Source organism: uncultured Frigoribacterium sp. (genome assembly GCF_963515265.1).
Taxonomy (GTDB): Bacteria; Actinomycetota; Actinomycetes; order Actinomycetales; family Microbacteriaceae; genus Frigoribacterium.
Map to the genome: position 1 here is coordinate 1 of NZ_CAUPYL010000070.1, position 11,624 is coordinate 11,624.

Annotated in this window: 9 protein-coding genes; 5 read left to right on the forward strand and 4 right to left on the reverse strand. The window is 73.0% G+C overall.

Features of this window, described 5'->3' with window-relative positions:
* Nucleotides 1-106: 106 nt before the first annotated feature.
* The gene (locus RWM17_RS07755) at nt 107-931 is read right to left on the reverse strand and encodes an IclR family transcriptional regulator (protein WP_314102504.1); all 825 of its coding nucleotides are present in this window, start codon (nt 929-931) and stop codon (nt 107-109) included.
* 140 nt (nt 932-1,071) lie between these two features.
* Between RWM17_RS07755 and RWM17_RS07760 the strand changes: the two genes are divergently transcribed.
* From RWM17_RS07760 to RWM17_RS07780, 5 genes are read left to right on the forward strand one after another with little or no spacing between them, the layout of a single operon-like run.
* Nucleotides 1,072-2,073 carry a tripartite tricarboxylate transporter substrate-binding protein gene (locus tag RWM17_RS07760; RefSeq protein ID WP_314102506.1) on the forward strand — a complete coding sequence of 334 codons (1,002 nt, stop codon included), beginning with the start codon at nt 1,072-1,074 and terminating at the stop codon, nt 2,071-2,073.
* A complete protein-coding gene (locus tag RWM17_RS07765) occupies nt 2,070-2,669 on the forward strand; it encodes a tripartite tricarboxylate transporter TctB family protein (protein WP_314102508.1) in 600 nt (199 codons plus the stop codon). The genes RWM17_RS07760 and RWM17_RS07765 overlap by 4 nt, the downstream gene beginning before the upstream one ends.
* Nucleotides 2,669-4,219, forward strand: a complete 1,551-nt coding sequence (locus RWM17_RS07770) for a tripartite tricarboxylate transporter permease (RefSeq protein WP_314102509.1) — start codon at nt 2,669-2,671, stop codon at nt 4,217-4,219. The genes RWM17_RS07765 and RWM17_RS07770 overlap by 1 nt, the downstream gene beginning before the upstream one ends.
* Nucleotides 4,216-5,514 carry a CoA transferase gene (locus tag RWM17_RS07775; RefSeq protein ID WP_314102510.1) on the forward strand — a complete coding sequence of 433 codons (1,299 nt, stop codon included), beginning with the start codon at nt 4,216-4,218 and terminating at the stop codon, nt 5,512-5,514. Before RWM17_RS07770 ends, RWM17_RS07775 begins: the two co-directional genes overlap by 4 nt.
* Nucleotides 5,511-6,443 carry a citryl-CoA lyase gene (locus RWM17_RS07780; RefSeq protein WP_314102511.1) on the forward strand — a complete coding sequence of 311 codons (933 nt, stop codon included), beginning with the start codon at nt 5,511-5,513 and terminating at the stop codon, nt 6,441-6,443. The genes RWM17_RS07775 and RWM17_RS07780 overlap by 4 nt, the downstream gene beginning before the upstream one ends.
* Nucleotides 6,444-6,488: 45 nt before the next feature.
* Here the strand turns inward: RWM17_RS07780 and RWM17_RS07785 are convergent, their stop codons facing one another.
* From RWM17_RS07785 to RWM17_RS07795, 3 genes are all read right to left on the reverse strand, one after another.
* A complete protein-coding gene (locus RWM17_RS07785) occupies nt 6,489-8,372 on the reverse strand; it encodes a DUF6798 domain-containing protein (RefSeq protein WP_314102512.1) in 1,884 nt (627 codons plus the stop codon).
* Complete coding sequence (locus tag RWM17_RS07790) at nt 8,369-9,133, reverse strand: glycosyltransferase family 2 protein (protein WP_314102514.1); 765 nt, start codon at nt 9,131-9,133, stop codon at nt 8,369-8,371. The genes RWM17_RS07785 and RWM17_RS07790 overlap by 4 nt, the downstream gene beginning before the upstream one ends.
* Nucleotides 9,134-9,362: 229 nt before the next feature.
* Nucleotides 9,363-11,624, reverse strand: a 2,262-nt coding sequence (locus RWM17_RS07795) for an SbcC/MukB-like Walker B domain-containing protein (RefSeq protein WP_314102515.1), incomplete at its 5' end; no start/stop codon positions are given.

Here is an 11,624-nt window from a genome sequence, read left to right on the forward strand (position 1 = left end):
GGCCCGGGGGCGGGGGTCTCGGGCTGCTGCGGGTCGGGCTGGGGCATCGTCGCTCCTGTCGGTCGGGGTGGTGACCCGCGGCGACGTCGCCCGGGCCGGGGCCAGGTCAGTCGAGGGCAGGCGGGAGCCCGGTGCGGGCGATGTGCGACGAGGCGGCCTGCAGCACCCCGAGGAACCGCGCGGTCGCCTCGTCGGTGAACCGGCTGCTCGGACCGCCGAGCGCCAGCGCCACGGGCTGGGCTCCGTCACGGGCGGGGACCGGCACCGCCATGCCGCTGTTGCCCGGCTCGCGGACGCCGTGCGACAGCGACCACCCGGCGGCTCGGGCCTGCTCGACGCGGGCGACCAGCGCCTCCTCGTCGACGACCTCGACGGCGGACCCGACAGCCGAGCCGGCCCCGGGTCCGGACGCGGCACCGGCACCCGACCCGGCGACCACGGAGGCCAGCGCCGCGACCTCGGCGCCGAGCGCCTCCGGCGCGACCGAGCTCAGCAGCACCATGCCGGCGGCGCCCTTCCAGAGCGGCAGCTCGTCGCCGACCTGGACGACGTGCCGCAGCGAGTGCGGGCTCGGCGACTGGGCGACGACGACGCGGGTCGTGCCGCTCCGCACGTAGAGGCTGACGGTCTCGCCCGTCTCGGCGGCCAGCTCGGCCATGCGTGCGGCGGTCGCCTCGGGCACGGTCCAGGCGGCGGCGGCGAAGGCGCCCCAGCGGATGAGGCGGGTGCCGACGGCGACGCGGCCGTCGGCGACGTGCTGCAGCATGCGCTCGGCGACGAGGGTCTCGACGAGGCGCAGCACGGTGGTGCGAGGGAGCCCCGAGGCCTTGACGAGCTCGCCGATCGAGAGGGAGGTGCGCTCGGGCGTGAACGCCTGCAGCACGTCGAGGGCTCGGCTGACAGCGCGGACTCCGCTCGCTTCCGTGACCATCGCCGACCTCTCGTCCCGACCCGCGCCTCCGGGCCGTCCTGAGCGGTCCGCCTTGCACGATGTCTCGACGCGAAGCTACCATCAGGCGGACACAGACATCCACCTAGTGGATGCCCGTCCGACGTCACAAGGGAGTGAACGTGGCCAGACCGAACGACAAGACGCGGCGCCGCCTGCTCGGGGGAGTCGGCGTCGCCGTCACCGCCGCGCTCGTCGGCTTCGCCGCCGTGGACGCCGGGGACGGCACCGCGGGAGCCGATCCGAGAGCCAAGCTGACGGTGATGGCCCCGGCCGCGCCCGGCGGGGGCTGGGACCTCGCGGCCCGGGAGGCGCAGCAGGCGCTGCGGGCCGCCTCCATCGTGAACAACGTCCAGGTGGTCAACGTGCCCGGCGCGGGCGGCACCATCGGCCTGACCCAGTTCGCCGACTTCGACCCCGACCCGACGAACCTGATGATGACCGGCACGGTCATGGAGGGCGCCATCACGGTGCAGGGGTCGAGCGTGGACCTCGAGGACACGACGCCGATCGCCAAGCTCGCCGAGGACTACGAGGTCTTCATCGTTCCCGAGGACTCGCCCTACGAGACCATCGACGACTTCGTCGAGGCCTGGCAGGAGGCGCCCTCCAGCCACGCGATCGGCGGCGGCGGGCTGGGCGGCACCGACCACCTCCTCGCGGGGCTGTTCGCGCGCGAGGTCGGCGTCGACCCCGGCGACATCAACTACGTCTCGTACCCGGGCGGCGGTGAGGTCCTCACCGCGCTGCTCTCGGGCACGGTCGAGATCGGCGTCAGCGGCTACAACGAGTTCAGCGACCAGATCGAGGCCGGCAACCTGCGCGCCCTCGCCCTCTCGGCCGAGGAGCCCGTCGACGGGATCGACGCCCCCACCTTCATCGAGCAGGGCATCGACGTGAACCTGCCCAACTGGCGCGGCATCGTCGCCCCGGCCGGCATCACGACCGCCGAGCGGGACGAGCTCGTCGCGATCATCGACGAGATGGTCGCCTCCGACGAGTGGCAGGACACCCTGCGCCGCAACTCGTGGGAGCCGGCGGTGGTGACCGGCGACGACTTCGTCGAGTTCATCGCCGAGGACCAAGCCCGTGTGGACGCGATCATCGAGGAGCTGGGCCTGTGAGCGGCGTCATCCGGACCGTCTCGGTCACCCGTCGCGCCGTGGTCGTCGCCGACGGCTTCTGGCGCCGCCGCACCGGGCTGATCGTCCCGGCGCTGATGCTCCTCATCGGGCTAGGCCTAGTGGTCGGAACGGTGACGATGGAGGTGCCTGCCAACACGGCCTCGCCCGGCCCGCAGGTCTTCCCCTCGCTGATCGCCGCCCTGGTGATCGTGCTCGCCGTACTGCTCGCGGTCGACGTGCTGCGGAAGCCCGAGTCGGAGAGCGTCGAGGTCGCGCAGCCCGCGGCCCCCGGTCAGCCCGACGACGACCTCGTGCTCGACGAGGAGGGGGAGCCGCAGGCCCTCCGCCCGACGAGCAACCACCGTGCGCTGCTCGGCGCGCTGCTGACCGTCGTCGTGTTCATCGCGGCGCTCACCCCGCTCGGCTGGCTGCTCTCGGGCGCCCTGCTGTTCTGGGGCGTCGCCCGGGCGCTGGGCAGCCAGCGGCCCCTGTTCGACATCCCCCTGTCGCTCGCGATCTCCTCGATCGTGCAGCTCGCCTTCTCGGCCGGTCTCGGCCTCAACCTGCCTCCGGGCGTCCTGGGAGGGATCCTCTGATGGAGTCGCTCGCGAACCTCGGCGACGGCTTCGCCACCGTCCTCACGCCGATCAACATGCTCTGGGTGCTCATCGGCGCCCTGCTCGGGACCGCGGTGGGCGTGCTGCCCGGCCTCGGCTCGGCGATGGCCGTCGCGCTCCTCCTGCCGGTCACCTTCTCGCTCGACCCGATCGGCGCCTTCATCATGTTCGCCGGGGTGCTCTTCGGCGGCCTGTTCGGCGACTCGATCTCGGGCATCCTGATGAACACGCCGGGCAACAGCACGGCGATCGCCGGGACGATCGAGGGCCACAAGATGGCCACGAGCGGGCGGGCCGCCCAGGCGCTCGCCACGTCGGCGATCGGCGCGTTCATCGGCGGCATCGTCGCGTCGATCCTCGTGGTGTTCTTCGCGCCGCGGCTCGCCGAGCTGGCCACCCTGTTCGGGCCGGCCGAGTACCTCGCGCTGGCCGTGTTCGCGTTCGTGGCGATCTCGGCGGTCGTGACCGAGTCGGTCGTCCGGGGCCTCGGCGCCCTCGCGATCGGCCTGGCGATCTCGGTGGTCGGCATCGACGGCATCTCGGGCGCCTCGCGCTTCACGGCCGGCGTGCCCGAGCTGTTCGACGGCATCGACATCGTCGTGATCACGGTCGGCCTCCTCGCCCTCGGCGAGGTGTTCAGCGTCGCCGCTCGCCGCGGCTCGCGCGACGAGACCCAGCTGCTGCGCTCGACCGGTCGCCTCTGGCTGTCGCGGCGCGAGCTGCGGCTCGCCGCGCCCGCCTGGCTGCGCGGCACGGCGATCGGCATCCCGTTCGGCATCATCCCGGTCGGCGGCGCCGAGGTGCCGACGTTCCTCGCCTACGGCACGGAGAAACGGCTCGACGCGCGTCGGAAGTCGCCCATGTTCGGTCGCGGCGCCATCCAGGGCGTCGCCGGTCCGGAGGCGGCCGGCAACGCGACCGCCGGCACCGCGATGGGCGCGCTGTTGGCGCTCGGCCTCCCCACGTCGGCCACCGCGGCGATCCTGCTGGCCGCGTTCCGCCAGTACGGCCTGCAGCCGGGCCCGCTGCTGTTCGACCGCGCACCGGACCTCGTCTGGGCCCTGCTCGCGAGCTTCTTCGTCGGCATGGTCGTGCTGCTCATCCTCAACCTGCCGTTCGCGCCGCTCTGGGCGAAGCTGTTGAAGGTGCCGCGCCACTACCTCTACGCGGGCATCACCGTCTTCGCGATGCTCGGCGTCTACGCGACGAGCAGCAAGATCCTCGACCTGGCGCTCGTCACCGTGATCGGGCTGATCGGGTTCCTCATGCGCCGCTACGGGCTGCCGGTCGCGCCGATGCTGATCGCGATCATCCTCGGGCCGCTCGCCGAGACGGAGTTCCGCCGGGCTCTGCTCGTCAGCGAGGGCGACCCGTCGATCCTCGTGTCGAGCGGGATCACGGTGACGCTGTACGTCGTGCTGGTGATCGCCGTCGCGGGAGCCGCGTTCACGAAGATCCGCGCACGCCGCCGGGCTGCGCGCGGCCTCGCCGCGGATGCGCTCGACGCCCGAGAGAAGGAGAACGCGTGATCGAGGGACCCACGGGAGCCGCACCTGCCGAGGGGACTGCCGCCGGCCCTGCTCCCGCGGCCGGGGCGCCCGGTGCCGCAGTGCCGGGACCCCGCCCGCTCGAGGGGATCCGCGTCCTCGACATGACGAACGTGCTCGCCGGGCCCTACGCGGCCTACCAGCTGGCGCTGCTCGGAGCGGACGTCATCAAGGTGGAGACGCCGAGGGGCGGCGACCTGGCCCGCCAGCTCGGCGCGTCTGCAGAGCTGAACGGGCGCCTCCTCGGCATCTCGTTCCTGGCGCAGAACGCCCAGAAGCGCTCGCTGACGGTCGACCTCAAGACCCAGGGAGGCGCGGAGGTGCTCCGCAGGGCGGTCGCGGAGTCGGACGTGCTGCTCGAGAACTTCCGGCCCGGGGTGCTCGAGCGGCTCGGCTTCGGCTGGGACGCGCTCCGGGCGATCAACCCGCGGCTCGTCTACGCCGCGATCTCGGGCTTCGGGCAGACCGGGCCGCTGCGCGCGAAGCCCGCCTACGACCAGATCATCCAGGGCAGCTCGGGGATGATGAGCGTCACCGGCACCCCCGACACCGCGCCGCTGCGGGCCGGGTACCCGATCGCGGACACCCTCGGCGGGCTCGCCGCCGCCTTCGCGATCTCGTCGGCCCTGCTCGGGCGGGAACGGACCGGAGTCGGCTCGGTCATCGACGTGTCCATGCTCGAGACGGCCGCGACCGCGATGGGCTGGGTCGTCTCGAACCACCTCGTCGCCGGCACCGAGCCACGTCCGCTCGGCAACGACAACGGCACGGCCGCCCCGTCGGGCACCTTCGCGACGGGCGACGGAGCCCTCAACATCGCGGCCAACAAGCAGGAGCAGTTCGAGCTGCTCTGCGGCGTCGTCGGTCGCCCCGACCTCGTCGCCGACCCGCGGTTCGCCGAGCGGGAGGCGCGCAAGACGCACCGAGCGGCGCTCACCGCCGAGCTCGAGGCGGCTCTCGCCTCGCGGTCCGCCCTCTCGTGGGAGGAAGCGCTGAGCGACGCGGGCGTTCCGGCCGCCGCCGTGCTCACCGTCGCCGAGATGCTCGACAGCCCGCAGGTGCGCGACCGCGAGCTGGTGCACTCGCTGCCGTTCCCCGGGGGAGTCGCCGGCGACGAGCCGTTGCGCGTCATGGGGCACGGGATCCGCATCGACGGGGTGCCGGGCAGGCCCACCGTGTCGCCGCCCCTGCTCGGGGAGCACACGGACGAGGTGCTGGCCGAGCTCGGGTACGACGCCGACGAGATCCGGGCGCTGCACGAGGGAGGTGCGGTGTGAGCGCGGTCGGGGCGGGTGCGGGTGCGGGTGCGGGTGTTGGTGCTGCTGCCGGTGCCGGTGCCGCCGCTGGTTCGCTCGAGGAGCAGCTGGCCGCCGCCCGGGCCGAGAACGCTCGGCTCGAGGCGCGTCTCGCGTCGACGACGGCGTGGTGGTCGACCGCGATCACGAAGATCGAGCCCGGTGTCATCGAGCTGCGCGGCTACCCGGTGCAGCAGCTGATCGGCACCGTCGACTTCATCAGCACGGTGTGGCTGATGACCCGCGGCGAGCTTCCCTCCCCTGAGCAAGCCGCCCTGCTCGAGGCCGCGCTCGTGGCGAGCGTCGACCACGGGCCGCAGGCGCCCTCGATCGCGAGCGCGCGCATGGCGGCGACCTCGGGTGTCGGCCTCAACTCGGCCATCGCCAACGGCGTCAACGTGCTGGGCGACACGCACGGAGGCGCGGGTCAGCAATGCGTCGCGCTGCTGAACGAGATGGTCGCGGCGCACGAGGGCGGGCTGGGGACGGGGCGTCCTCTGGACGAGCTCGCCGCCTCCCTCGTCGCCTCGCACAAGGCGCGGGGCGCGTTCGTGCCGGGCTTCGGCCACCGGTGGCACCCGCGGGATCCTCGTCGGGACCCGTTGCTGACGCTCGTCGAGCGGGCACGCGACGACGGCGTCGTGGCGGGCAAGCACCTCGCGGCCGCCCTCGCGATCGAGGACGAGCTCGCGTCCAAGAACGTGCCGATGAACATCGACGGAGTCTCGGCCGTCGTCTACGGCGAGCTCGGCATCGAGCCGGAGCTCGCGCGCGGCCTCTTCGTGCTGTCCCGCTCGGTCGGCATCCTCGCGCACGCCTGGGAGGAGTCGCAGTCCGGCCGGCGCATCAAGGGCCCGCTGCCGAAGGGGTTCCTCGCGGACTACACGGGCCCGTCCACCCGCGACGTCTGACGGCGGTCACCGGTACCGGCACCGGCACCGGCGTCGATCAGCGGGTCAGCTGCCGCGCTCGTAGACGACGATGCCGTACACGTCGACGGGCTGGACGACGGGCTCCCAGCCGAGATCGACCAGGTCCGCAGCGGTGCCGGTGACGGCCGGGTCGAGGGCGATGAAGTCGGAGTCGTACTCGTCGGCGATGGCGATCACCTGCGGCGCCGTCAGGTCGTTGAAGAGCAACGGACCAGGAGCCACGCACTGGGCGATGCCGCCCATGTCGCCGATCCGCTCCTTCCACTCGCGCCAGGGCTCGCCGCCGTAGGGGACGTCCTTGCAGTCGGCGACCACCGCTCGCTGCGTGATGAGCTTCATCCAGTCGTTGCGGGGCGACGTCACGATGACGTCCCCCGCGGGGACGGCGGCCCTGACCTGGTCGCCCCACTGGCCGAGCAGGGGCTCCTTCTGGAACCGGAAGTCCGGCGCGCTGATGGCGAGCATCCCCGTGCCGGCGGAGACGAAGACGAAGAGCGACCCGACCAGGAACACCGAGAGGCCCGTCACGAACGGGCGGGTCAGGCGCGTGCCGAAGCGGCTCACGAGGTACGCGGACGCCGTCAGCACGACCAAGGCCGCGATGAACCAGGGGCTCGTGTTCGCGCCGCCGAGGTACCAGAACGGGCTCGAGAGCAACAACATGAACGACGCGGCCCAGACGACGAGGCGAGCGATCGCCCCCTTCGACCAGACAGGGTGCAGGAGGGGCAGGAGAGCACCCCAGATCGCGAACGGCAGCAGCACGGTCCCGAGGCGGTAGACGTTGACCCCCTGGGCGAGCTGCCCGAGCACCGGGATGCTCAGGGCGTCGGCCGCGAAGCCGAGCGCGTACCCCGTGATGGCCAGCCCGACGGTCACGAGCCAGCCGATCCGGGCACGACGGGTGAGCACGAAGGCGGACAGCACGGCGAGCCCGATGAGGCCGACGGTGCTGCGGATCTCGCCCGCCGACCAGAGGTGGGCCGCGCAGTGGTAGGGGATCACCGTGTCGCAGATCTCGACGAAGTCGTCGAGGTTGGAGGCGACCGGCCGCAGCACGAGGCCGAAGACGACGATCGCGACGGCGCCCACGATCGAGCCGGCGAGGACACGGTCGACGCGGCGGGTGCGGAGGACGTCCGTCAGGGTGAAGGCGACGAGGATGATGACCACCACGGCGCCCTGCTGCACGTGCACGACGGCGGTCAGCACCGCCACGGCCGCGGCGATGCGTCGATGGCCCGTGACGAGGGCGGCGAGGGTCAGGTAGACCAGGCTGCCGCTCGCCACGGCAGGGAGCGCCTGGGGGATGACCAGCGAGCCGGTGCCGCCGATCATCCAGGGTGTCTGCGACGTCAGGAGGGTGAAGCCGACGGCGACGGCCAGGGCGGCCTTCGGAGCGACCTTGACGGCCATCAGTGCGGTCGCGGCCCCGAAGGCGAGGAGGCCCACGCCCCAGAACACGGCGTAGAACGACGACAGGTGCCCCGTGACCTGGCCGAGGTACGTGACGGAGTCGAAGAACCAGTGCGGCTGCGGGGACGACTCCATGAACCAGTCGTTCTCGAAGGCCCCGGGGATGGCCCAGCTGAGGCCCTCCGGCGAGAGCACGAAGTGGTCGCCCCAGCCTGCGAGGTAGCCGTTCGCCTGCTTGCCCCAGACCTCCATCAGGCCGAGCAACGCCGCGGAGAGCACGGCGATGCCGAGGTGGCTGCGGAGCCAGGTCAGGGCGAGCTGCGCGAGCCCGGGGGTGCCGGCAGGGGCGTCGGGGCGGGCGCGGCGACGTCCCGTGACGCCCGACTGGTGACGGGGCGTCGTCGCGGTGCCACGCCCCGCCTCGATCGCGTCGGCGTCAGCGGCGTCGGGCTCGGTGGTCGCGGGGGCGTCGTGGACGGTGGACCGCGTCACGCGGCGGCCTCGACGGCCGAGGGCTGCACGCTGAGCTCCGCACGACGGCGACGGAGCCGGAGGAGTCCGACGCCCATGTCCCAGGCGTCGGAGAAGCGCACGGACGAGGGCTTCGGGGAGTGGTCCACCGACAGGACGACGGGCACCTCGACGATGCGCGCCCCCTGCAGCTCGGCCGCGAAGATGAGCTGGGTCGTGAAGAGGAACCCCGGCTCGTCGAAGTGCGAGACGTTGCGTCGCAGCCACTCGCCGTCCGCGATGATCGTGCCCTGCGAGTCGCCGACCCTGGACCCGAGCACCGTGCGACGGAACATCCGGTAGCCGTAGGTGTACACGTGACGGTGCACGTGGCGGTTGACCTCGGAGGAGGGGTGCGCCTTCGAGCCGATCACGATGTCGGGCTGGGGGTCGAGCTGCTCGGCGGCGTCGACGTCGGCGAAGTCGAAGGGGAGGTCGTCGGCCGTGAGGAGGACGCGCTCGCCCTGGGACAGGTGGATCCCGGTGCGGAGCGCGTTGCCCATCCCCTTCTCCGACTGCGTCACCTGGAACGTCACGTGGGCGTTGTCCCGGGCGAGCTCCTGCGCGAGGGCCCAGGTGATGTCGGTCGAGCCGTTCTCGACCAGGATGATCTCGGTGTGGCCGCTGGTGAGACGGTCGAGCCAGCGCTCCACCGTCCGGGCGAGGACCGTGGCGCTGTTGTGGACGGGGATCACGATCGACAGGCCGACGGCACGGCTGCGAGTGAGGTCGTTCAGGTGCAAGGAGGACTCCGCGGTACTGGCTACGTAGGGTCGGTAAAAGTGAGGATATGTGCGCGAGTAGCCGGGAAGAGCATACCGGACTCACAGGTTCGGGCCCGGCACCTGTCGCCGGACTGCTCGTTCTGCTCCCGCCGGCGGCGAGTGGTCAGGAACGGTCCTCCGTGCTGCGGGGAGGGACCGTTGCCGACCACTCGCCAGCGCGCGCGGCCGCGGTCGGCGGGCCGGCCGGCTAGTCGAGCTGGGCGGGGTCGAGGCCGTGGCGCTCGACCTCCATCGCCTCACGGATCGTGAGCGGCCAGATGCGCGAGAGCTCGGGGCGGGTCGGGTCGCTCGAGATGTACGCCACGCTCTCGACGTGCTGCTCGAAGGCGGCGACCTTGTCGCGCGGAGCCCCCACGACGAGCTGGAACCCGAGCGAGCGCAGGGCCGACAGGGCGCGGCCGGTGTACTCCGTGTCGGCCTTGACGAAGCCCTCGTCGAGCACGATCGGCGCGTAGGTCGGCACCCGGTCGGTGCCGTCGCCGAGCCGGAACCGCAGGGCGGCGCCGAGCACGAACGCGATCAGCTCCTGGCCCTCGCCGCCCGACTTGCCGGCGACGCCCTCGTGAACGATCTGCGTGCCGTCGGCCCGCGTCTCGATCGCCCGGAACTGGAAGTGCTCTCGCGCGTCGAGCACCCGCCGCCGCCACGCGTCGCCGACCTTCGAGCGCTCCTCGAGGTGGGCGAGGTCGCGCCGGAGGCGGAGGAACCGTCGCTCGACCTCGGCCGGTTCCCGAGACGGGACGGACGCGCCGGCCGGGCCAGCGCCTCCTGCGCTCGAGCCCGCGTCTGCGTCTGCGTCTGCGTCTGGCCCGGCACCGCGCACCGACCCGCGCGCGTCGCCCAGGTGCTCGCGCAGGGTGCGCCGGAAGTCGGCCAGGTCGCTGTTCGACACGGGCCGCGGCTCGATGTCCAGCGTCGAGCCCTCATGGAACTCGATCGCGCGGAGCGCCTCCGAGATGGGGCGGACGCCGCGCCGGATGACGTGGCCGTCCTCCTCGATCTGGACGAGCAGCGCGCGGAGGCTGTCGCCCATGTCGCTGCCGGCCTTCTCGAGCCAGCTCTCCTTGGCGTGCGGCAGGTCGTCGTCGACGAGCCCGCGGTGGATCGCGAGCACGGCGGGCAGGCTGTCGATCGTCGCGTCGATCCCGGCGTTGCGGTCGAGCTCGAGGTAGCGCGCGAAGACGAGCTCGAGGGTCAGCTCGTGCTGGCCCCGCTCGCGGTCATGGGCGTCGATCTGCGACCGCAGCTGGGCCGCGGCGTCACGACGCGACCGCTCGACGTCGGCGGCCTCGCGCGGAGCGGTGAACGGGAGCGTGCTGAGCAGCGCGCGCTCGTGGTCGTCGAGCGGGTCGGCGCCGTGCAGGGCGTCGCTGAACGCGTCCTCGATGTCGACGAGGGTCGCGTGCGTCTGCTCGAGCTGGTCGAGGACCTGCTGCACCTCGGCCCCGCGGCGGACCGCCTCGAGCCGGGCCTCGTCGTGCTCGGCGGCGGCGGCCTGCAGCGTGGCGACCTCGGGACGCTCGAGGGCGACCCGCTCGAGCTGGCCGCGCAGGTCGTCGAGTCGGGCGCGAGCCGGGCCGGCGTCGACGTCCGACCAGTTCGTCTCCACGGCACGCTCGATCGTCTCGACCACGCGGCGTCGGGCACCGGCGACGGTCTCCGCCGCGTCCCACTCGGCACGCGCGGCGTCGAGCGAGCGGGTCAGTTCGTCGATCTCCTCGCTCAGCTCGGCGACGCGGGCGGCGTTGTCGAGGCCGATCCACGAGCGGATCCGACGGTCGTCCTTCGTGACGCGACGACCGCCTCCTGTGCGGAGGCCCGTCCGGGTCACGGCCCCGCGTGCGCCGTCGGGCAGCGGCGCGTCGAGGTCGTCGGCGCCCTCGACGCAGAGCACGCTCCGCTCGGCGACGAGCTCGTCGTGCAGCCAGCCGCGGAACGGGCTCGCCTCGTCGAGCACGAGCATCGACGGCACGGTGTGCGCGATCGGCGTGAGGCGCGGCGTGAGGCCCGGGGTCGCGGGCACGAGGGTGACGCGGCCGCGCATGTCCTCGGCGTCGACGAAACGGCGCACCGCCGCGAAGTCGTCCGCGTCGACGAGGAGGTGCGTGGCCAGCTCGCCGAGGACCCGCTCGACCGCGGTGCTCCAGTCGCGGTGCTCGGGGGCGACCTCCATCAGCTCGCCCGCGTAGGGCAGACGCGAGACGGGGACGCCCGTGCCGTCCGCGATGCGGCGGCGACGCTCGACGGCCTCGTCGGGGACGTTGCTGCGGCGGCGCTCGAACGACTCCTTCTGGCGCTGGCGCTCGCCCACCGCGCGACGCGTCTCGGCGATCCGGGCGGCGAGCTCGCCGCGCAGCTCGTCGTGCTCGCGGCGGGCGGACTTCTCCTCGGCGGCGAGCGAGGACGCGCGACCGCGCAGGGCCTCGAGCTCGTCGGCCGAGGTCGGCAC

Coding starts and splice junctions, on each gene's coding strand:
- RWM17_RS07770 (WP_314102509.1), top strand. CDS start 2,669: ATGGAGTCGCTCGCGAACCTCGGCGACGGCTTCGCCACCGTCCTCACG.
- RWM17_RS07755 (WP_314102504.1), bottom strand. CDS start 931: ATGGTCACGGAAGCGAGCGGAGTCCGCGCTGTCAGCCGAGCCCTCGAC.